The organism is Paraburkholderia sp. ZP32-5, assembly GCF_021390495.1.
Lineage (GTDB): Bacteria > Pseudomonadota > Gammaproteobacteria > Burkholderiales > Burkholderiaceae > Paraburkholderia.
Genome location: NZ_JAJEJP010000002.1, coordinates 191,987 through 212,903, shown reverse-complemented (window position 1 = coordinate 212,903; position 20,917 = coordinate 191,987). Strand labels below are relative to the sequence as shown.

18 protein-coding genes are annotated in these 20,917 nt (G+C 62.6%); 7 read left to right on the top strand and 11 right to left on the bottom strand.

Translation table 11 applies throughout. From position 1 onward, the window contains the following. Positions 1-72: 72 nt before the first annotated feature. The gene (locus tag L0U82_RS19825; RefSeq protein ID WP_233833747.1) at positions 73-1,047 is read right to left on the bottom strand and encodes a cupin domain-containing protein; all 975 of its coding nucleotides are present in this window, start codon (positions 1,045-1,047) and stop codon (positions 73-75) included. A gap of 570 nt (positions 1,048-1,617) precedes the next feature. Here L0U82_RS19825 and L0U82_RS19820 point away from each other — a divergent pair. Next, complete coding sequence (locus L0U82_RS19820; RefSeq protein ID WP_233833745.1) at positions 1,618-2,364, top strand: IclR family transcriptional regulator; 747 nt, start codon at positions 1,618-1,620, stop codon at positions 2,362-2,364. 80 nt (positions 2,365-2,444) lie between these two features. Here the strand turns inward: L0U82_RS19820 and L0U82_RS19815 are convergent, their stop codons facing one another. The 3 genes from L0U82_RS19815 to L0U82_RS19805 are packed head-to-tail and all read right to left on the bottom strand — an operon-like array spanning position 2,445 to position 5,398. After that, positions 2,445-2,900, bottom strand: coding sequence for a CoxG family protein (locus L0U82_RS19815; protein ID WP_233833743.1), 456 nt, complete (start codon positions 2,898-2,900; stop codon positions 2,445-2,447). Positions 2,901-2,927: 27 nt separating this feature from the next. After that, a complete protein-coding gene (locus tag L0U82_RS19810) occupies positions 2,928-3,749 on the bottom strand; it encodes a fumarylacetoacetate hydrolase family protein (RefSeq protein ID WP_233833741.1) in 822 nt (273 codons plus the stop codon). A gap of 2 nt (positions 3,750-3,751) precedes the next feature. After that, positions 3,752-5,398, bottom strand: a complete 1,647-nt coding sequence (locus L0U82_RS19805; protein WP_233833740.1) for an FAD-dependent oxidoreductase — start codon at positions 5,396-5,398, stop codon at positions 3,752-3,754. A gap of 387 nt (positions 5,399-5,785) precedes the next feature. On the opposite strand from L0U82_RS19805, the gene L0U82_RS19800 reads away from it, so the two are divergent. After that, positions 5,786-6,280 carry a (2Fe-2S)-binding protein gene (locus L0U82_RS19800; RefSeq protein ID WP_233833738.1) on the top strand — a complete coding sequence of 165 codons (495 nt, stop codon included), beginning with the start codon at positions 5,786-5,788 and terminating at the stop codon, positions 6,278-6,280. Positions 6,281-6,292: 12 nt separating this feature from the next. Then, entirely contained in the window at positions 6,293-7,090 is a 798-nt protein-coding gene (locus L0U82_RS19795; protein WP_233833736.1) for an FAD binding domain-containing protein, read from the top strand. A 94-nt stretch (positions 7,091-7,184) separates the two neighbouring features. Here the strand turns inward: L0U82_RS19795 and L0U82_RS19790 are convergent, their stop codons facing one another. Further along, positions 7,185-7,904: a dienelactone hydrolase family protein gene (locus tag L0U82_RS19790; RefSeq protein ID WP_233833734.1), complete on the bottom strand. Its 720-nt coding sequence runs from the start codon at positions 7,902-7,904 to the stop codon at positions 7,185-7,187. Positions 7,905-7,907: 3 nt separating this feature from the next. Beyond that, positions 7,908-8,681, bottom strand: a complete 774-nt coding sequence (locus L0U82_RS19785; protein WP_233833732.1) for a class II aldolase/adducin family protein — start codon at positions 8,679-8,681, stop codon at positions 7,908-7,910. Between the two features lie 315 nt (positions 8,682-8,996). Here L0U82_RS19785 and L0U82_RS19780 point away from each other — a divergent pair, with 315 nt between their 5' ends. Genes L0U82_RS19780 through L0U82_RS19765 form a run of 4 tightly spaced genes read left to right on the top strand, consistent with a single transcriptional unit; the run spans position 8,997 to position 15,074 of the window. After that, positions 8,997-10,373: an MFS transporter gene (locus L0U82_RS19780; protein WP_233833730.1), complete on the top strand. Its 1,377-nt coding sequence runs from the start codon at positions 8,997-8,999 to the stop codon at positions 10,371-10,373. Beyond that, positions 10,370-12,760: a xanthine dehydrogenase family protein molybdopterin-binding subunit gene (locus L0U82_RS19775; protein ID WP_233833728.1), complete on the top strand. Its 2,391-nt coding sequence runs from the start codon at positions 10,370-10,372 to the stop codon at positions 12,758-12,760. Before L0U82_RS19780 ends, L0U82_RS19775 begins: the two co-directional genes overlap by 4 nt. Next, the gene (locus L0U82_RS19770; RefSeq protein WP_233833726.1) at positions 12,760-13,518 is read left to right on the top strand and encodes an enoyl-CoA hydratase/isomerase family protein; all 759 of its coding nucleotides are present in this window, start codon (positions 12,760-12,762) and stop codon (positions 13,516-13,518) included. The genes L0U82_RS19775 and L0U82_RS19770 overlap by 1 nt, the downstream gene beginning before the upstream one ends. Then, positions 13,515-15,074 carry a UbiD family decarboxylase gene (locus L0U82_RS19765; RefSeq protein ID WP_233833724.1) on the top strand — a complete coding sequence of 520 codons (1,560 nt, stop codon included), beginning with the start codon at positions 13,515-13,517 and terminating at the stop codon, positions 15,072-15,074. Before L0U82_RS19770 ends, L0U82_RS19765 begins: the two co-directional genes overlap by 4 nt. 267 nt (positions 15,075-15,341) lie before the next feature. Here the strand turns inward: L0U82_RS19765 and L0U82_RS19760 are convergent, their stop codons facing one another. The 5 genes from L0U82_RS19760 to L0U82_RS19740 all read right to left on the bottom strand — a co-directional run bounded on the left by L0U82_RS19760 (position 15,342) and on the right by L0U82_RS19740 (position 20,897). Then, positions 15,342-16,769 (bottom strand): MFS transporter, encoded by a 1,428-nt coding sequence (locus L0U82_RS19760; RefSeq protein ID WP_233833722.1) that lies wholly within the window; start codon positions 16,767-16,769, stop codon positions 15,342-15,344. Positions 16,770-16,796: 27 nt separating this feature from the next. Then, on the bottom strand, positions 16,797-17,510 hold the full coding sequence (locus L0U82_RS19755; RefSeq protein ID WP_233833720.1) for a CoxG family protein: 714 nt from the start codon (positions 17,508-17,510) through the stop codon (positions 16,797-16,799). Positions 17,511-17,564: 54 nt separating this feature from the next. Continuing rightward, positions 17,565-19,022: a UbiD family decarboxylase gene (locus tag L0U82_RS19750; RefSeq protein ID WP_233833719.1), complete on the bottom strand. Its 1,458-nt coding sequence runs from the start codon at positions 19,020-19,022 to the stop codon at positions 17,565-17,567. 195 nt (positions 19,023-19,217) lie between these two features. Beyond that, positions 19,218-19,655, bottom strand: a complete 438-nt coding sequence (locus L0U82_RS19745; protein ID WP_233833717.1) for a PaaI family thioesterase — start codon at positions 19,653-19,655, stop codon at positions 19,218-19,220. 27 nt (positions 19,656-19,682) lie between these two features. Continuing rightward, the gene (locus L0U82_RS19740) at positions 19,683-20,897 is read right to left on the bottom strand and encodes an NADP-dependent isocitrate dehydrogenase (protein WP_233833716.1); all 1,215 of its coding nucleotides are present in this window, start codon (positions 20,895-20,897) and stop codon (positions 19,683-19,685) included. Between the last annotated feature and the right edge of the window lie 20 nt (positions 20,898-20,917).

Below are 20,917 nucleotides of genomic sequence, written 5' to 3'. Positions count from 1 at the left end.
ACATCCGCTATTGATCCGTATGTCGAAATTGTTATGGCGCAATAGCGATGCACGACATCGAACCCGATGCGATTACCGGGCAGATCCGTCCACTCGATACCAGTCGAGCATGCTCATCAGCGGTTCGTCCGACACGCGCAGCAGCATCGCATCGGTGTTGGCATCGATGCTGTATTCGTACCAGGACGGCAACGCAATCATGTCGCCGGTACGCCAATGAAATTCGCGGCCTTCGACGCGCGTCACGCCCTCGCCTTCGATCACCGTGAAGATCCGGTTTGCCGTGGTTCGCGCGCAGCGCCAATGCGCACCGGCGCCTAGATGCAACACGACGCGGTCGAACGTGACGAGTGTCGGCGGTCCGAGCTTCAGACTGCGTACGCCCGGCGCGATCTCGGCTGATTCGATGAGCCGCGGCCGATAGTCCGAGTACGCGAAGCGCATTGGCGAATGCGCGTCGACACGCTCGCTTTTTTCCAGCGCGTCGGGATGAACCTCGAAAAACATCGGGCCGAGATGCTGGACCAGCGGTGCGTCCAGAAAGTCGATCCAGTAGCCCTCCTGGTCCGATTCGCTGAAGTGCCCGTGGTAACTGCCGTTCGGTGTCAGCAGAATGTCGCCGGCCTGCATCGGAATCTTTACGCCGTCGACGATTGTGTACATGTTCGGCGCACCTTCCAGCACGATACGCATCGCGTTCGGCGTGTGCCGGTGGCTGCGTGCCGATTCATGTCCCTTGATCATCTGATACGCGCCTACCAGCGTGCGCACCGTCGCATAGTCGTTGCCCGGAATCGGGTTGGCCATGATCAGGTTGCGGCGCTCGGCCCACTCAGTACCGACCAGGCGCCCCGCCGCGTGCAGCGCGGCCCGCGCATCGCGATAACGCCAATGCGCGGGTACGAATATCTGCTTCGGCTGCGGGTACAACGAAGGCGTGGGCTTGGCCCATCCGTTCTTCATCTGCACGTGATCGAGCAGCGCATGCAATGCGGGCAGATCCTGCGCTGAATCGAAATCGACTTCGGCATGCTCGGGTTGCGGCATCGACATCATCCTTTCGGTGGAAAGCGAAAAACGGACGTTGCGCGGGGCCATCGTGCCGCGCGAGATTCCCGGCGGCATCACTTCATATCGCTCTGCCCCGTCAATTCGCTATGCAAATTGAAATCTGTACAGCAAATTATATAGTTTTCAATTAACGTGTCAATTTGTTTTGGCGGATTCGCCATGCATCAACTGACGCGTCGATCACGGACACGCGAAGCAAGCAGGCCTTCGCTATCGGCACTAAAAGATCGAATGCCCTTCAATTCACTCTGCGAATACGCTATCCTCGCCGTGAAAACACGCCCCGACTCCGCCGGCGACACAGACTGACCGCAGGAGGACGCCGTCATTGCGCATGGCTTCGCACCCGCGGTTCATAGTTCGGTATGGCTAATAAAAAGGCCTACCAGTAACTGCAATGAAGCCGTGCTCCGCGCTCTGACGGCGCCCGCCGGTCGACACGTTTTCGCACACCAGAGGATCGCTAAATTGACCGAACGAAAAACACCGAAAAAAAAGACCACTAGCACGCCTGGCGATGACGCCCCGGACAGAGACCGTCAGTTCGTGACCGCACTGGCCAGAGGCCTCGACGTGCTGCGATGCTTCACTCGCGCGACGCCGGCGCTCGGCACCGCCGATATCGCGCGGATGACCGGCCTTGCGCAGCCAACCGTCTGGCGGCTTTGCTACACGCTGATCCAGGAGGGTTATCTGGTGCAGACCGACCGCGGCGGCAGGTTGCGCCCGGGGATTTCGGTGCTGGGTCTCGGGCAGGGCGCGATCGCGAGCCTGCCGATCGCCGAGTTGGCACGAGACGACATGCAGGCGCTCGCGAGCCGCTACCAGTGCGCGGTGTCTCTCGGCATGCGTGACGGGTACTACATGGTCTACATGCAGCGCATGCAGGGTTCGCAGATCATCCTGCGCGATCTGGAAGTGGGCTCGCGCGTGCCGCTGTCGTCGTCGGCAACCGGCTGGGCGTACCTTGCCGGACTGCCCGAAGACGAACGCGAAAAAGTCTTCAAGGAGCTTCAGGAAATCGAGAAGAAGCAGTGGACCACGCTGCTGCCGAAGATCAAGCAATCGATCACCCAGTACAAGCGCACCGGCTACATCGTCAACAAGGGATCGCTTCACGCGCAGATCAACGCCGTCGCGGTACCGGTGATGTCGTCGAACGGCGACGTGCTGCTGTCGCTCAGCGCGGGCGGTATCAGCCTCGTGTTCGATGACGAAACCCTCGTCAAGGTGGGCAACGAGTTGAAGCGGCTCGCGGCGCGATTCGCATCCGCGCTGGATGCGATGAAGTAAGCGCCGGGTGCCACGCTCGATAGCCATATGATCGAGCGTGGCCTCCATACGGCTGTGCCGCGCCGCGGCGTCACGCTGCGTTACCGTGGTGCGGCAAGCGCGCTGACGTTATCGTTGAAGCGCTGAAAAAAGCTGGCGGCCAGTTTGTTCGCGACGGAAGAGACAAGCCGCGTGCCGATCTGCGCCAGCTTGCCGCCCACCTCCGCGTACGCAACATACGACAGCACCGTGTCTTCGCCGGCGTCCGCCAACGCGACCTCCGCGTTCATCTTGCCGAAGCCGGCGATTCCTCCCTCGCCCTTGCCGACGATCCGGTATCCCTCCGGCTCGACCCGATCGGACAATGTCAGTGTGCCCTTGAAGTTGGCCTTGACGGGCCCGACCGAGACCGTAACCGTCGCGAGAAACGCATCGTCGCCATCCGCGGTGAACGATTGACAGCCGGGCACGCAATTCTTCAGCACCTCCGGGTCGTTCAAACACTTCCACACGAGGCTGCGCGGCGCCTTGATCGTCTCCGATCCTTTGAAATCCATGTCGAGCTCCTGCTCTGCGACGGTTGTTTAGCGCACGTCCAGCGTCATTTCACCGACGTGATCGATCGCAATGCGCATGCGATCGCCGCGCTTGACAGGACCGACACCCGCCGGCGTGCCGGCCGCGATGATGTCGCCCGGATGCAGCGTAGCGACGCGCGAGATCAGCTCGATCATGCCGGGGATATCGACGATCAGATCCTTCGTGTTCGAGTCCTGCCGCAGTTCGTCGTTGATCCACAGCCGGGTTTGCAGGTTGGCCGGATCGGGCACTTCGTCCGCGCTGACGATCCACGGTCCGAATGGGCAGAACGTGTCGTACGACTTACGCATCACACGCTCTTCCTTGCCGCGCACCACCATGTCGATCAGACACGCGTAGCCGAAAACATGCTTGTACGCATCGTCACGGCTGATGTTGCGGCCGCCCTTGCCGATCACGATGCCGAGCTCGCACTCGTGATGGATTTCGCGACCCGGCAGATCGGGCAGCACGACGGGATCGTTCGGCCCCGACAGCGACGAGTTCGCCTTCAGGAAAAAGCCATTCAGATCGGCGCGGTTGGGCGAGTTCATTTCGGCGCCATGCGCCATGTAGTTGACCGGCATCGCGAGCAGCTTGTTCGGCCATTCGATCGGCACCAGCAAACGCACCGCGGCCAGATCGATGCGGCGCGTCTTCGGATGGTCGAGCACGGCCGGCGCCGCTTCGCTCAATTGGCGTATGACCTGCACCATCTGCACCGGCGGCCACATCGTTGTATCGATACCCAGCGCATCGGTGATATCGAAGCTCTCGTCGCCGGCTTGCATGCCAATCCGGCCATCGTCGAAACGGAACAGTTTCATTGTTATTCCTTTTTTCCAGAAATCGTTGCCAGAAGCCCCATCGGCTCGACGGGAATTTCATCGCCGCGCCATGCGACGTGTCCGTCCGGACGCACGAGCACGTGACGCTTTTCATAGAGAGCGGCCACTGCCGGTTCGTCGATCGCATGAAGCACCAGCGGCACGCCCACATCGCGCGCCGCGGCGGCAAAGCGGGACACGTCGTCGTCGGGACCAAAGCTCAGCAGCACATAGCTCCGGCCGAACAGATCGAGCGTCGAGCGGCCGTCGGCCAGCCACGCATGAGGCGCGCGACAGCCGGGACGCGCGGTCGGCCGGTAATTGACGCCGTCTTCATATTCGGCGGCGATCTGCTCGCGGTCTTCACGCTCGGAATAAACGCACACCGGCGAATCGACATAGCGGTTGCCGAGGTGCATGTTCAGCGAGTGCCACTCGCGTTTGAGGCCTTCGCTGAGCGCATGTCCGACCTCGCTGCGCTCGGCCGCGCCGCTCTCGCTGTCTTCTTCGAGCCGGTGGCTGTTGCTGACCCGCTTCATCGTTTCCAGGTTGCCCGTCGAGAAGCGCGTGATGCGTTCGGCGATCGGCTTGCGCTCGATTCCATATGCGTCGAATAGCGCCGGACCGCCCCACCCCTGCAACGCAGCATCGAGTTTCCACGACAGATCGACCGCATCGCCAATACCGGTATTCATGCCGAGGCCGCCGGTCGGCGACGTCAGATGACACGCATCGCCGCAGATGAAGACGCAGCCACTTCCGTACTGCTCCGCGACCAGTTCCTCGCGCGTCCAGTTCAGCACGCTCAGTATCTCCGGCTCGAACTCGCGGCCGAGCGCGCGGCACGCGAAGCCCGCGAGTTCGTCGTTGGTGTAGCGCTTGCGCTCGTCCGCATTGCCGACGATCGACATGCGCCAGCAATCCTTGCCGTTGATCGCCACGATGGTCGCCCACACGCCGGTGGCGTCGACGAACATGTAGCGGTAGCCTGGCGCCTTGTCGTGCAGGCTGTTGAATTCGGGGCAGCGGAAGATGACATTGGTCGTGTAAGTCAGCACGCCTCGCCCCTTCATGCCAATGCCTAGTTGCGCGCGCACCGCGCTTCGGCCTCCGTCGCAGCCGACCAGATAGCGCGCGCGGATTTCGAACTCATGGTTATCCGACTGCCGTACGACTTTCGCCGTCACGCCGTCGCCGCTCTCGTTGAAGGACAGATACTCGTGCCCGTACAACAGTTCGACGCCCGACTGCGATTCCGCGAACTTGCGCAGAACCGGATCGAACATGTTCTGCGGACAACGTTCGCGCTTCTGCGGACTTTCGGGCGGCGGCAGCTCATCGCGCATCGACGGCATCGGCTGACGACCCAGCTCGTAGCCGTTCAGCGTCGTCAGGTACACGTTGTCTTGCGGATAGTCGCGATCGTAGGGGCTGTTCTCCACGTCGCCGACGATTCCCCAGCGGCGGCAAAACTCCATCGTGCGAATGCCGACGAGATCCATCTTCGGTTGAAACACCGAACCATCGCCACGATCGACGACGATGCATTTCCGACCGCGCCAGCCGAGGTCTCCTGCCAGTGCGAGCCCGACTGGTCCGGCGCCGATGACCAGAACTTCGCATTCCAATAAGTCCGATTTGACTGTCATGTGTGTTCGATTCGTAGTTGCATTGCATCGGCTTCCCGCTTTGCACGACAAGCCCGGTCGAAGCGGTATGCGCTTCGAAATCCTTACCCACCACGCGGAAAATCGAGCAGGAACCAATGGACGATCACGCTGCGCGATATCGCGTTTATTCACTATGCGAATAGTGATTCGCAACAAGTTTATGGACGACAAACGGTGTTGTCAACTTGTCGTGCGCAGTTCGAGCTCGCGCGTCGACGGTCGGGTTCTCGTCATTGACAGCGATGCATTCCTCAATCGATACTATTTGCTATGCGTTTTGTTATCCGCTTTGCAAATTAATTCGCAAATCAAGCGACCCGGGGCAATTCGATCTCCGTCCCGCCATGTCGCACATAGGAGGAGCACATGCGTCAAATTTCCATCACGGTGAATGGACGCCCGTCATCGGTTGAGGTGGAGGGCCGGACACTGCTGGTCGAACTGCTGCGCGACCAGTTGGGGCTGACCGGCACGCACGTCGGTTGCGACACCAGCCAATGCGGCTGCTGCACCGTCGAGGTCGACGGCAAGTCGGTGAAGTCCTGCACGTTCCTGGCCGTTCAGGCCGACGGCGCCACGATCAGGACCGTCGAGGGGCTGACCTCGCGCGACGGCACGCTGCACCCGATGCAGGAAATGTTTCGCCAACATCACGCGTTGCAGTGCGGGTTCTGCACCCCCGGCATGATGATGAGCGCGATCAATCTGGTCGAAACTCATCCGGATGGCCTGACGACGGAGCAGATCCGCCATGCGATGGAGGGCAACCTGTGCCGCTGTACCGGCTATCACAACATCGTCAAGGCGATCGAGGCGGCCTGGCCGCTCGTGCATGCCGACATGGCACACCCTGCCGAATAGCTCGAGGCGGATATGTACGATTTCGAATATGTGAAGCCATCCGCACTCGATGAGGCGGTCAAGATGCTTTCGGACGATGACACAGCCAAAGCGCTGGCTGGCGGCATGACCTATATCCCGGTGCTGAAGCAACGGTTCAGCCAGCCATCCGTCGTCGTGGACCTGAGCGGTCTGGGTCTGTCCTATATTCGCCGCGACGGCGACACGCTGGTGATCGGCGGCATGACGCCGCATGGCGTGGTGGCGGCCTCGCCGATCGTCCGCGAGGCCATTCCGGCACTCGCCTGGCTCGCCGGCCACATCGGCGACCGGCAGGTCCGCTATCGCGGCACCATCGGCGGTTCGCTTGCGAATGACGACCCGTCCGCCTGTTATCCGTCGGCCGTGCTGGCGCTCGGCGCAACCGTCAGAACGGATCGGCGCGAGATCGCCGCGGACGACTATTTTCAGGGGATGTTCACCACCGCGCTCGAGCAAGGCGAGCTGATCACCGAGATCCGGCTTCCCATCGTCGAACGCGCTGCGTATGTGAAGTTTCCAAACCCGGCGTCACGCTATGCAATGGTCGGAGTCTTCGTCGCAAAGAGCGCGACGGGCGTACGCGTTGCCGTGACGGGCGCGGGCCAGGACGGCGTATTCCGCCATCTCGCGTTCGAAGAAGCACTCGCCGGTTCGTTCAGCGCGTCGGCGCTCGACGGTGTCGACACACCGGCCGATCTCATGAACGATGACATGCATGCAGGCGCCGCCTACCGCGCACACCTCGTCGGCGTGATGGCGAAACGCGCGGTCGATATCGCTAACGCTTGAGCTTGTTCTGCGTTCGATAACGCGCGTTAGACGTTAAAGGGCGGCTTCATTTAGTAAGCCGCCCTTTTTACGTCATCACAACAACGTCGGACGATCACGATGCCGCAGGCAGATCCAGCACTTCGCGCAGCAGCTTTAGTGTGCTGCTGCCCGCCTGCGACGCCGCTTGCGCGTGATGGCGCTCGGCGCGAGTCGGGTTGAAGAAACCGTGTTTGGCGTCCGGATACACACGAACGTCGACCCGCCGATTCGGCTCTGACGCCGCTTCGATCCGATTGACGAGTTCAAGCGGAATCTGCGCATCCTCGCCGCCGAAATGAAGCAGCACAGGCGACTTCGCGTTGGCGATTTCGTCGACGTAATCGTTCAGCTGGATGCCGTAAAACGACACACCCGCATCGATCACTCCGCGCGCTCCCAGCAGGGTCGCGAGTTTCCCGCCGATGCAAAAGCCGATCGCTGCAACAGGATGCGCGGCACCGTGCCGTTGCTTCAGCCATTCGACAAGCTGGCCGATATCGGCCAGCCCGAGATCGGTGTCGAAATTGCGCAGCAGCTCGCCGGCCCTGGTCCGGTCCGGCTCGACGTAACCGAGCGAAATACGCGGCGCGTCACGCCAGAACAAATCGGGAACCAGTACTTCGAAACCTTCGTCTGCGAGCATCTGCGCAACGTCGCGCATCGACTCATTCACGCCGAAAATTTCGTGCAGAACGATGACCGTCGGCCGCGCCGCATCACCGGCCGGCGCGACGCGGTAAGCATCCATGCCGAAGTCGCCGGACTTCGGCAGTTCGATCCAGTCTTTGTGCATCGCTTAGCTTCCCTGCTTGCCGTGTGCATCCCGATTGTCACCGCAGCAGTCGCAGCCTCCCGCTCGGGCGTATTTGACGCGATTGGTCCAGTATTCCCACGCGCGGGTGTAAGCCGGCGAGTCGATCGGCGTCTGGTGTCGAATCGCAATTTCTCCCGCCGACAACGGCTTGATGTCGCCGCCGAGCGCGAGGGCTGCCTGCATCACTCGGGCGTTGAGCGGCAGATAGATGGCGAGCTTCACCACTTCGACCAGCGTGCGCCCGACCGCCGTGAATCCGTGCCCGCGCATCAGCGTGACGCTATTGCCGGCCAGCGTTTGCGCAAGGTCGCCGGCCTGCTCGATGCTTTCGACGAGGATGTTGGTATCGCCGAAGTTATCGCGAATGTCCCACACCGGCACGTTTTCGCCGATTCCGGACGCGGTGTTGAGCACCGGCTGCAGCGGCCGGGAACTGATCGTGAAAGGCAGTACTTCCGCGGCATGACTGTGAATGACCGCATTCACGTCGGGCCGCGCGGCATAGACGCCTGCGTGAATGAACCGTTCGAGATACGGCTTCTTGCCGCCGGCGACGATCGGCTCTCCGTCGAGTCCGAATTCGAGAATGTCGTCGGCTTCCACGAATTCGGGACTGCGCGAGCACGAGAGCAGGAAGCGCTGCGGATCATCCGGATGACGAACGCTGACGTGACCATATGCATCGACGATGTTCTCGTTGGCCAGGATGTGATTGGCCATCACGAGGTCCCGTATCACTGCATCCGCTACTTTCATTGACTGCCTCCAGTAATTTGCATTGCAAATATAATAACGCACTGCAAATAGTAAAGTGTCGCCAAATTCGTTGTCAACGACATGCGCAACGACGCGTCGACGGCCTCCGCAGCCAATGCAGACGACCGGCCAGTTTTGCGTTGACAGCCTCCTCAGTAGCGCCTTAAAATTTGCAGTGCGCATCGTAATTCGCTAAGCGAATTACATCGACGCAAGGTAAGCTGTGGAAACCTGTCGCCAGCAGTGAGCCGCAGTGAACGTACGGATAAAGCCGATAAAGCGCGAGCATGGCAATGCGCCGCAAGGAGACACGGCATGACTGAACCCATCAACGTCGTCGAGATCATCGACAATCACAAAATCAGCTGGTTGCAGATCCGCGTTGCGCTGCTAGGTGCGATTACGCTGATGCTCGACGGCTTCGACAACCAGATGATCGGATACGTGGCACCCGCGCTCAAATCCGCCTGGCATCTGGGTGCGGGCGCACTCGGTCCGGTGTTCAGCGCGGGGGTTTTCGGCGTCGGCCTCGGCAGTATCGTCATCGGCCCATTCGGCGACCGCTTCGGTCGCGTCAAGACGCTGCTTTTCACCGTGCTGTGCTTTGCGGCCTTCTCCCTTCTGCTCGCGCAGGCCACGACCATTTCCGAACTCGCGGTGCTGCGTTTCGGCATTGGCCTGATGCTCGGCTCCGTCATTCCACTGGTCGTCGTACTCTGCAACGAATACGCGCCGCTCAGGCATCGCGCCAAGATGGTCACGATCATGACCTGCGGCTATGCGGTGGGCGCGGCATCCGGCGGGTTCCTGTCGATTCATATCGTGCCGCGTTTCGGCTGGGCGTCCGTGTTCTATGTCGGTGCGGTATTGCCGCTGCTGCTAGGGTTCGCGCTGCTGGTCTGGATGCCCGAATCGATCCGCTTCCTCACGCTGCGAAACGAGCACGCACGCATCGCCGCGATCATCCGCAAGATAGCGCCAGCAGTGCCGTTGCCCGCGGAACCGCGCTTCATGATGCTGACAACCGGCCGTGACACCGGCAAGAACGGCACGTTCTCGCATGTGCGTGAACTATTCACGGAGAACCGCGCGCGCATCACGCTGCTGCTGTGGACGTGCCTGTTCATGAATCTCGTCGTGCTGAACTTTATGAACAACTGGCTGCCGTCGCTCGTGATCCAGACCGGCCTGCCGGTTCCACAGGCACTGCGCACCGCGACGATGCTGCAATTCGGCGGCTTCATCGGCATCGCGCTAATGGGGGTCTTCGCGGACCGCTTCGGCTACTACAAGGTGCTCGCCGCGGTCTTCGCGCTCGGCTGCGCCGGCATCGCGATGATCAGCCAGGCCGGTGCCTCTCAAGCAGGCCTGATGGTCACGATCTTCATCGGCGGTTTCGCGGTGATCGGCTCGCAAATGACACTCGGCGCATTGTCCGCGACGCTCTATCCGACCCGTATCCGTGCAACCGGGTCGAGCTGGGCATTCGGCGTCGCGCGTCTGTTGTCGGTCGTCGGGCCGTTCCTCGGCGGCCGCATGATCGGCAGTCACTGGCCGCTCAGCACCATCTTCTATTGCGCCGCCGCGCCGATGTTGCTCGCTATGTTCGCCGTGCTGCTGATGATGTGCAGCCGGCAGCCACCGAGCACGCGGCAAGAGGCGCGCATCCAGACAAGCAGAGGTCTCTCTTGAGCAAGTCCCGATCCATCCGCGACGGTATCGGCCAGCCGGTACAGCGCCGCGAAGACCTGCGCCTGATTCAGGGCCAGGGTTGCTTCAGCAACGACATCAGCCTGCCTGACCAGGTCCACGCGTATTTCGTCCGCTCGCCGCATGCGCACGCGAAGATCGTGTCGATCGATCCGTCGGCCGCGCTCGCGCTCGAAGGCGTGCTCGCCGTGCTCACCGGCAAGGACGTCGAGGCAGACGGGCTTAAGTCGTTGCCGCACCGGCCCGTGCTCGGCCATCACGCCGACGTCAAACTCACCAACAGCGACGGTACGGACAAGTTCATCTCGCCACACCTGCCGCTGCCCGCGGACCGCGCGCGCTTCGTCGGCGAGGCGGTGGCGGTCGTGATCGCGGACACGGTGGCGATCGCGAAAGATGCCGCCGAGCTGGTCGCCATCGACTACGAAGCGCTGCCGGCGGTGACCGGCACGGTGGCAGCCGCCGCGCCCGACGCGCCGCGTGTGTGGGACGAGCATGCCAATGTCTCGCTCGACGCCCGCATCGGCGACGCACAGGCAACGGATGCCGCGTTCGCCCGGGCCGTCCATGTCACGTCGATCAGCACGTGGATTCAACGGCTGACCGGCGTGCCGATGGAACCACGCGCGGCGCTCGGTAGCTACGACGCGCAAACCGGCCGCTATACGCTATTCGCCGGCAGCGGCAACGTGGTCCGCCAGAAGCGCGAGCTGGCTCATATCCTTGGTATCGACGAGCCGATGGTGCGAGTCGTCGCACGCGACATCGGCGGCAATTTCGGCACTCGCAATGCCTTTTATCCCGAGTTTGCGGTGATTGCGTGGGCATCGCGCCGGGTCGGGCGGCCGGTGCACTGGAACTGCGAGCGCCAGGAAGCGTTCCTGAGCGACTATCAGGGGCGCGATCTGTATGTCGAGGCCGAGATCGCACTCGACGAAGACGGACGCTTCCTCGCTCTGCGCGGCTCGAATCTGAGCAACGTCGGCGCGCACACGGTGTCGTTCGTTCCGCTGACGAAGGGCATCGGCCTGATGAGCAGCGTGTACGACATCCCGTGCGCGAGCTTTCGCGGGCGCGCGGTCAATAGCAACACGCCGTCGACGAACTCGTACCGCAGCGCCGGCCGTCCCGAAGCGATGTTCGTGATCGAACGGCTGATCGACATGGCTGCGCGCGAACATGGTTTCGACCGCGTTGCGCTGCGCCGTCGCAATCTGATCCAGCCGGATCGCTTCCCATATGCAAATCCGCTTGGCTTGACCTACGACAGCGGCGAGTACCCTCGGGTCATGGAGCGCGCGCTCGAGCTCGGCAACTGGAACAGCTTCCCGGCGCGCCGGGCCGAAGCACGCAGCCGCGGCAAATGCCGTGGCATCGGCGTGGCCAACTATGTCGAAATCACTTCCGGCATGCCGCGCGAGCGCGCCGAAGTCACGGTGCAGCCAGACGGCCACGTCGATGTCGTAATCGGCACGCTGTCGAGCGGTCAGGGCCACGAGACGAGCTTCGCGCAACTGATCACCGAATGGTTCAAGGTGCCCATCGAACAGGTGCGCATCATCACCGGCGACACGGACATCGTGCAGGCCGGCGGCGGGTCGCAGTCCGGCCGTTCGATGCGTCTGGCCGGTATCGTGATCGGCAAGGCAAGCGAGTCGCTGCTTGCGAGGGCCACCCGCATCGCCACCCATCTGCTCGGGTTATCCGACCCGGCGGCCGTGAGCTTCGAGAATGGCCGCTTCGGCGGTCCTGAAGGATCGCGGCGTTTCGACATCTTCGAGATTGCCGCGGCGGCGAACGCACCCGACAGCTCACTGCCCGACGATCTGCGTGGACCGCTCGCCGCGGTGTCCGACGAGACGGTTCAGGTGGCCGGCTATCCGTTCGGCAGCCACGTTTGCGAGGTCGAAGTCGACCCCGATACGGGAACGGTCGAACTCGTCGACTACGTCGCCGTCGACGACGTGGGCCAGGCGATCAATCCGCTGATCCTGCACGGCCAGGCGCATGGCGGCATCGCTCAGGGCGTGGGTCAGGCATTGCTCGAACAATGCTTTTACGAAGCCGGCAGCGGACAGTTGCTGTCGGGCTCGTTCATGGACTACGCAATCCCGCGCGCATCCGATCTGCCGGACTTCACCACCGAGATCAGCGAAACGCTGTCACCCACCAATCCGCTCGGTGTACGGGCCGGCGGAGAAGGCGGCACGACGCCGGCGCTCGGCGTGGTCATCAACGCGATCGTCGACGCGCTCGCCGAGTTTGGCGTTACGCACGTCGAGATGCCGGCGACCCCCGAGCGGGTCTGGAAAGCAATCCGCGATGCGCGCGAGCACCGCAAGAACATTGAACCGGCAGGAGCACATTGATGAGCGGCAGAATTACTCGGAACCTACAGGGGCGTTGCCTCACATTGATCATCGACAACGAGGAGCACGGCAACGCTGTCTCCGACGACATGGCCCGCGAACTGGCGGACCTGCTCGATGCGGCCGCGGACGAAGCCGACCTCGTCGTGCTGACCGGGGCGGGCGGCGATTTCTGCAGCGGCCGGATGTCGATGGGCAAACGTAGCGGCGTCCAGCCGCAGGCGCTCGATCGGCGGCGCAAGACCGAGGTCATTTTCCGCTGCTACGACGCTTTCCGCGCGAGCCCGGTACCGGTGATCGGCGTGGTGCGCGGCCGCGCGCATGGTTTCGGCTATGCGATCGCGGGGCTGTGCGACATCACGCTGGCGGCAAGCAGCGCGACGTTCCAGATCCCCGAGATGGCCCACAACATCCTGCCGACGATGGTGATGTCGGCGTTGATCGATCGCATGTCGGCCAAGGAACTCGCTTATCTCGTCTATTCGAACCGCGAGATCGATGCGGCGACGGCCCGGACCTATGGCGTCGTCAGCGAAGTCGTGCCCGACGCCGGGCTCGAAGCGGCCTGCGAAACGCTGACGACGGCCATGCTGAAGACGCCGCGCGCTGCCCTCATGGGAGTCAAGGAATATCTGCGCTCCGCGCCGGACATGCCGATGCGTGGCGCAGTGGACTTCGCGCAGAACCTGCACGCGACCATCAACTCCTCGAACGAAATGCTCAAGCAGCAAGATCACGCAACCAAGGACCAGCAATGAGCAACCACACACCTCAATTCGACTTCGATAAATTCCGTCTGCGCCGCTTCGTCGAAAAGCTGATCGAGGCTGGCGAAGTCGCCATTCATGACGCGCCGGTTTCGCTCGCCGATCTTAGTGCACGAGTCGATGAAACGTCGAAGGCCTCGCTGTTCAGGCAGGTCGGCGACGAGAAGTTCGAAATGATCGCGGCCGTTTCCGGCAGCCGCAAGCGGCTCGCAATGGCCTTCGGCGTCGACGAGAGCGAGCTCATCGACGAATACACACGGCGTATGGCGAATCCTCAGAAGGTCGTCGAGGTCGACTCGGCGAGCGCACCCGTGCACCAGGTCGTCAAGACCGGCGACGAGATCGACCTGCTGAAGCTGCCTTTCCATCTTCAGCACGAGTATGACGGCGCGCCCTACATTTCGTCGGGCATCGATTACAGCGTGGACCCGGCGACCGGGCGCACCAACGTCGGGTGCCGGCGGCTGATGTTCCGCAGCAAGACTACGATGCGCGCGAACCTGTCCCAACCATCCGATCTGAAGCGCACTTACCTCGCCTGCGTGGAGCGCGGCGAAAAGCTGCCGGCAAGCTTCGTGATCGGCTCCCATCCGCTCGACTATCTGGCTGCGGGTTTGAGAATTCCAGTCGATGAGTTCGGTCTTGTCGGCACGTTGCGCGGCGAGTCCGTACCGATGGTCCGCGGCCTGACGAACGGCGTGCTCGCGCCGGCCGACGCCGAAATGATCGTCGAAGGCTATTTCGACGAACTCGGGTATCGCGAGAAAGAAGGCCCCTACGGCGAGTTCTACGGCTACTACGGCCCGGTGCACATGGATCCGGTATTCCACGTCACCGCGATCACGATGCGCAAGGACATGCTGCACCAGACCGTGCGCCACAGCGGCCGCCACCTGAGCTGGACCGAGTCGGCGAATCTTGGCGGCCTCAATTCGGAATTGCAGATTTGGCGTCTGTTGCGCGCTGCGAATATCGAACCCGCCGCGGTTTGCGCGGTGCCGGGTACCAATGGCCGCCAAAGCGCGCGCGTGGCGCTCAGGCGCGGCACCCCCGGTCAGGCGCGGCTCGTGATATCCGCGCTGGCGTCGATCCCTCGGCTCAAATACATCTACGTCGTTGACGACGATGTCGATGTCTTCTCGAACGAACAGATCGAATGGGCGATGTCGACGCGTTTTCGCAGCGACCAGGACATCGTCGTGCTTGAAGGATTTGCACCGTTCTACATGGATCCGACCGCCGGCGATCACGGCAATATCGCGAAGGTCGGTTTCGATCTGACCGCCCCGTACGGTCGCCCCGCGACGATCGAAACCCGGCGTGCACTCGCGCCGCGCTTCGCCACGCAGCCAGGCGAGAAGCGCTTTGGAAGCGTTCGTGAAGCGCTGGCGGCCGGCCCGCTGTTCTTCATGGAGCTCATGGTCGCGCTCGGCAGTCAGGACGGCCGCGAAATCGCGTTTGAACTGAACGCGCTGAGCGAGGAAGGCGTCGTATGCCGTCTGCGTGACGGAGAATGGGCGCTCGCCGGCACGCCCGAAGAGAAGTAAGCGCAAGGGCACGCGTTGATCGCGCGCGGCAACCGGCCGCCGCGCGTGTCGCAACAATATTCTTGTTTGAACAATTCGGGCAGTCAAATCCGAAAAATGGACTCTTACGGTCCCGGACTGAGATTTATTCGTCCGCTAGCCTTTGCCCAATCGACGAATCCAAGATCGCTTACAAACAGTTCCCAATCCCGTCGTGCCAGTTGAACCGGCTTCGCTTGCCAACAGAAGGACTGAAATCGGGACCAGGCCCAACGGCCATTACGGCCGTCACGGTGCGATCTCCTCGAGGCTTCGCTCGTGCGTCTGCGTCATCTTCATCGAGCACAGTGCGCCGAACACGGCCACCACGGCGAACATCACGAACACGGAACTGATGCCGTGCCTGTGCAGCAGCAATCCCGCGAGCGATGGCCCCACCGCGGACGCCAAACGCAGCCATGACGTCGCGAGCCCGGTACTGGTCGCGCGCATTCGCGTCGGATAAACCTCGGGCGTGTACAGATACAGCACCGCCGCAATCGAGCCGACCACACCGTAGCTCAGCGTGCCGAGCACGATGGCACTCCATACGTCGTGCGCGGCGAACAGGCCGAGGCACGCGAACAGCACCGCGGCGACACAGAACGCGCACAACGTCCAGCTCCGGCGCCCGACCCGATCGATCACATACGCACAGATCAGCAGCAACGCGACCTGCGCGACATTGGTCATCGACGCGGCACGCAGCGCCGTCTGCAACGGCAGGTGATAGACCGAGCGATACAACGTCGGCAGCCAGTTGTTGAGACTGTTCGCGATGAAAAACGCGCTCGCCCACAGCGCCCACACCACGAACGTGCGGCCACGGTAGAACGGCGACAGCAGCTCGCGCCAGCCCGCGCGTGCATTCGTGGCGACACGGGTTGGCGGCTTCGTTTGCGTGCCCGGCGCGATGCGGCGGTCGGTGCTCGCCTCGAGGTCCCGCACCACGGCTTCGGCTTCGGCGAGGCGGCCTTTCGAAATGAGCCAGCGCGGCGACTCCGGCAAACGGGCCACGAGCAGCGCGATCAGCAGGCCCGGTCCCATGCCGATCCAGAACATGATCTTCCACCCGACGACGGGCACGAGCCATGCGCCGAGTTGTCCCGTCGCCATCAGACCGACCGGGAAAATCAGCTCGTACAGCAGAAAGTATTTGCCGCGGCCGCGCGCGCTCGACAGCTCGCTGATATAGGTTGCGGCAACAGGCATCTCGCCGCCGACACCGATGCCCTGAATGAACCGGCACGCGAGCAGCATCGCGAAACTGCCGCTCAGTGCGCAACCCATGCTCATCACCGACATGATCGCGATCGCGATCGTGACACTGCGAATGCGGCCGCGCCGCTCGGCGTACCAGCCGAATATCAGCGCGCCGATAAACTGCCCGACATAGCTTGCGCCGATCAGCACGCCGATCTCGAGCGGCTGGATATGCCACAGTCCGATCAGTACCGGCAGCACGAAAGCGATCGATAGCGCGTCGAACGCATCGAAGAACGTCGCGCTGCCGACAATGAGGCGCGCCTTCGTATGCCATCGCGAGAACGGAACGCTCTCGATACGCCGGATCAATGCCGTGCTCGCCTCATCGACCGCACTCATGCCGGCCTGCACTGCCGCGGCTTGCGCGGACTCCTGGGTTACCGCTCCATGCAATGCATTGCCTTCCTGCATTGTCGTCTCCTCTGCCCATCGTTGTTGTTAGTGCGATGCGTGCAATGCGTATGCGGCGATCAATGCAACGAGGACGACCGCGCCCATGGCCCATCCCCGGATTGCACCAAGGCCCGCGTTCGTTGCCGCAGCCGCCGTTTGAGCGGAAGCAGCGTGCCCGAGGCTGGCGGCCGGTTGCGCGGCGGTCGCACCGGTGGCGGCATGCGAGGTATTCGCCGGCCGGGCGGCATAGGTGGCATGGGGGGCGCCCGAAGTGTCCGCAGCCGCCTGTTCAGCACCGCCCGCGGCAGCCTCCTGCGGTCCGACCACGGCCGCCGTGAAGCGGCCGAAAAAGTCCTCGGCCATTTTCCGCGCGACACCGTCGATCAGGCGCGCGCCGACCTGCGCGAGACGGCCGCCCACCTGCGCGTGCGAGCGATAAACGAGCCGCGTGCCGCCGCCGATGTCGGTCAGCAGATCGACATGCGCACCGCCCTTGCCGAAGCCGGCCGCGCCGCCCGACCCCTCGAAGGTCATCGAATACGACTGCGGCGGCTGCAAATCAGTCAGCACCATCTTGCCCTTGAAGCGCGCCTTGATCGGGCCGACGCTCGCGGCCATCACCATCTGAAACTGATTGTCGTCGATGCGTTCGAACGACTCGCAGCCCGGCACCGAGGCCTTCAGGATGTCGGGGTCGTTCAACGCGGCCCATACGCGTTCGCGCGGCAACGGCAAAATCTGTTCGCCTGTGAGTTCCATCTGTCATTCTCCTTGTCGGCCGCGCGCACTCACGCGGCTTCGCGCGCTAACGTGTCAGCCGAGGATGTGTTCCCACTTCGCGCGGGTCTTCTGCTGCAATTCCTTGCTGGCTTCCGCGACTTGTGGAAACTCCTGAAGAAAATCGAACGGCCGGCATGCGTCGATAATCGCTTTCGAATTGAACGGCGCCTTGTACGGATTCGCGATCGACATCGGGTCGTTCTTCGACCCCATGCCGCGTTTGACGATATCGATGTCGATGTCGGGATCGGTGCGCGTCGCGACCGCCCACATCACTTCCTGCAGGTTCGCGGGGTCGATGTCTTCGTCGACGACGATCGAATAGCGCGACATGTACGCGCCCACGCCACACTGGCTCAGAATGTGCGCCGCCTGCCGCGCATGGCCCGCGTAGCGCTGGCGGATCGACACGACGTTGAACATGCGCGCGCCGCCGATTTCATGCGCCCACACGCCGGCAACGTCCGGCACGCCCGCGGCCTGCAGCGCATCGACGAGCAACGCCGAGCGCATCACCGCCTTCGAATACGAATAGTCGTTAGGCGGCTTCGCCGGCGGGCTGCCCATGATGATCGGGTTGTTGCGATAGTAGATGCGCTCGACCGTGACGACCGGCGCGGTCTCCGCCTTGCCCGGGTAGTAGCCGTGAAATTCGCCGAACGGTCCTTCGATTTTGACGTCGCCCGGATGCGCATAGCCTTCGATGACGATCTCGGCGGCGGCCGGAAACGGCAGATCCGTCAGTTGCCCCTTCACCACCGAGACGGGCTGGTTCAGAATCGCGCCGATGTAGTTGTACTCGCACATGCCGAACGGCACTTCGATACCCGAGATCAGATAGCCGAGCGGATCGCAGCCGATCACGATCGAAACCGGAAACGGCTTGCCCGCCTTCATATGCTTGTCGTACTGGATTGCGCCGTGCTTGCCGGGAATCATGTCGAGGCCGACATGATTGCGGTCGTGGATCATCACGCGATAAGTGCCGACGTTGATCCAGTCGGAGTCGAGGTCCTTCGTGACGACCATGCAGCCCGTGCCGATGTAGCGGCCGCCGTCCTTCTCGTGCCATAGCGGCGCGGGAAACGCGAACAGATCCACGTCGGCGCCGGACTGGATGTTGTCGAACACCGGGCCGCTCGCGACTGTCACCGGCGCGTATTCGGGCGCGCGTGCCTGCCATTGCTTCGGTTTCCCGCGCAGCGTTTCCACGAGCGCGCGATGGGTGGCCTGGTGACCGACGCGCAAAATCGAGGACAGTCGCGCGGGGCTCGCCGTGCTGCACGTCAACACGCGATGCCCGGCCGGATATCCGGGAATCTCGTCGAACAGTAGCGCGGCGGACCGCTCCTTCTTCACGTTCAGCTCACTGATCGCGCCCAATTCGAGGTTCCAGTCGGCCCCCGCTACATCGGTGAGTTCGCCGAGAGCGCGTGCTTCGTCGAGCCATGCGCGCAGATCCAGCGAATGAGTGGTCGAACTCTTTGTCACTTGGTATGTCTCCTGTAGCTTTTGCTATTCGCGAACGGTTCCGGACCCATAGGGGGCTTACAGGTTAACGCTCAACCGCTGCTTGATCGAAACATTGAGGCAACATACGAGTCCGCGCAAACGACCATCGTTCATATCAGGGATGAAGAGGATTCATGCGATGCTCCGTCGGCTTCGTTACGATGTCGGTCCTCATCAATCGAGTTCGCCGCCGGCCGCACCCGTCGGCTCGCGCCGGCCGTAGCCGCCCGCGTATTTGAACGTGCCCTGTGCGGTTGCGATCAGCGTCTTCGAATCGATCCATGCTTCGCCGCGCGCAAAAAAAATGGAGCGCCCTTTGCGTTCGAGAAAGCCTTTGCCGATCAGGGTCTCGCCGACCCCCTTGTCGAGAAAGCTCAACGTCAGTGACAAGGTCACGCCGTGAATCGGCCGTTGCGGATCGGCGCTATACAGACCGGCGTATCCACATGCGGCATCGAGCAGCGTGGCCACCACGCCGCCTTGCAGTACGCGCTGACGATTCAGTAATCCGGGTTGCAGATCCAGCCGGAATTCCGCATAGCCCTCGCGCCAACCTGTGCGCGTCATGCCGAGGCCCGCGAGAAACGGATTTTCCAGCACATCGATGTTCATCGTTTTTTTCTCCCCACGCGATCGCATTCAGGCGACGCGAACGCGCATCGCTTGCGCCGCCTGTGCGACGAATTCTTCCGCGCTCACATACGTTTGCCGAGGGCCGATCAGACGCGCGAGATCGCGCGTCATCGTGCCGGCTTCGACGAGTTCGATGCAGGTGCGCTCGAGCAGCGCCGCGAACCGCTCGACCTCGGGCGTGCCGTCGAAGCGGCCGCGTTGCGCAAGGGCACGGGTCCACGCGACGATCGTCGCAAGAGGATTGCTCGACGTGGGCTCGCCGTCGCGAAACTGCCGGTAGTGCCGCACCGCCGTGCCATGCGCCGTTTCCGTCAGAACATAACGGCCGTCGGGCGACATCAGCACCGAGGTCATGAGCCCGGGCGAGCCGTAGCCCTGGGCGAGATAGTCCGACTGCACGTCGCCGTCGTAATTTTTGCAGGCCCATAGATAGCCGCCCGTCGACTTCAGGCTGAAGGCCACCATGTCGTCGATGAGCCGTGCTTCGTAGACAAGCCCCGCCGCGCGATACGCATCTTCGAACGCTTCGAACTCCTCGGCGAAAATCTCCATGAAGCGCCCGTCGTACTGCTTCAGCACGGTCGCCTTGTGTGAAAAGTAGACCGGATAGCCACGCTGCAGGCCGAAGTTCAGGCAGGCGCGCGCGAAGCCGCGGATCGATTCGTCAGTGTTGAAAATGCCGAGCGCGACGCCATTGCCGGAGAACGCGTGAACGTTCTGCACGATCGGCTCGCCACCGTCCTCGGGCTCGAAAACGAGCTTGACCGTGCCCGGCCGGTCAACGACGATTTCCTTCGCGCGATACTGCTCGCCGAAAGCATGACGCGCGATCACGACCGGCCGGTCCCAATGCGCGACGCCGCGCGGCACGTTCGCGCAGATCAGCGGCTCGCGGAACAGCGTACCGTCGAGCGCATTGCGAATGGTGCCGTTCGGCGACGGATAAAGACGCGTCAGACCGAATTCCTGCTGGCGCGCGCGATCCGGCGTAATGGTCGAACATTTGAGCGCTACGCCATATGTTTTCGCGGCTTGCGCGGCCTCATGGGTGACCTTGTCGTCGGTGCGCTCGCGGTTCTCGATGCCGAGATCGAACTGCACGAGTTCGACATCGACGAACGGCAGGATCAGCCGATCGCGCACCCATTCCCACATGATCCGCGCCATCTCGTCGCCCTGCATTTCGACGAGTGGCATACCGACCTTTATCTTGTTGGACATTCGAAGTTCCGGGTTTGTAA

Bases quoted from the DNA above. Each gene is read 5' to 3' on its own strand.
- L0U82_RS19760 (WP_233833722.1), bottom strand. From the start codon at position 16,769: ATGCAGGAAGGCAATGCATTGCATGGAGCGGTAACCCAGGAGTCCGCG.
- L0U82_RS19755 (WP_233833720.1), bottom strand. From the start codon at position 17,510: ATGGAACTCACAGGCGAACAGATTTTGCCGTTGCCGCGCGAACGCGTA.
- L0U82_RS19810 (WP_233833741.1), bottom strand. From the start codon at position 3,749: ATGAAACTGTTCCGTTTCGACGATGGCCGGATTGGCATGCAAGCCGGC.
- L0U82_RS19790 (WP_233833734.1), bottom strand. From the start codon at position 7,904: ATGCACAAAGACTGGATCGAACTGCCGAAGTCCGGCGACTTCGGCATG.
- L0U82_RS19785 (WP_233833732.1), bottom strand. From the start codon at position 8,681: ATGAAAGTAGCGGATGCAGTGATACGGGACCTCGTGATGGCCAATCAC.
- L0U82_RS19825 (WP_233833747.1), bottom strand. From the start codon at position 1,047: ATGCCGCAACCCGAGCATGCCGAAGTCGATTTCGATTCAGCGCAGGAT.
- L0U82_RS19780 (WP_233833730.1), top strand. From the start codon at position 8,997: ATGACTGAACCCATCAACGTCGTCGAGATCATCGACAATCACAAAATC.
- L0U82_RS19745 (WP_233833717.1), bottom strand. From the start codon at position 19,655: ATGAACATCGATGTGCTGGAAAATCCGTTTCTCGCGGGCCTCGGCATG.
- L0U82_RS19770 (WP_233833726.1), top strand. From the start codon at position 12,760: ATGAGCGGCAGAATTACTCGGAACCTACAGGGGCGTTGCCTCACATTG.
- L0U82_RS19740 (WP_233833716.1), bottom strand. From the start codon at position 20,897: ATGTCCAACAAGATAAAGGTCGGTATGCCACTCGTCGAAATGCAGGGC.
- L0U82_RS19815 (WP_233833743.1), bottom strand. From the start codon at position 2,900: ATGGATTTCAAAGGATCGGAGACGATCAAGGCGCCGCGCAGCCTCGTG.
- L0U82_RS19805 (WP_233833740.1), bottom strand. From the start codon at position 5,398: ATGACAGTCAAATCGGACTTATTGGAATGCGAAGTTCTGGTCATCGGC.
- L0U82_RS19800 (WP_233833738.1), top strand. From the start codon at position 5,786: ATGCGTCAAATTTCCATCACGGTGAATGGACGCCCGTCATCGGTTGAG.
- L0U82_RS19765 (WP_233833724.1), top strand. From the start codon at position 13,515: ATGAGCAACCACACACCTCAATTCGACTTCGATAAATTCCGTCTGCGC.
- L0U82_RS19795 (WP_233833736.1), top strand. From the start codon at position 6,293: ATGTACGATTTCGAATATGTGAAGCCATCCGCACTCGATGAGGCGGTC.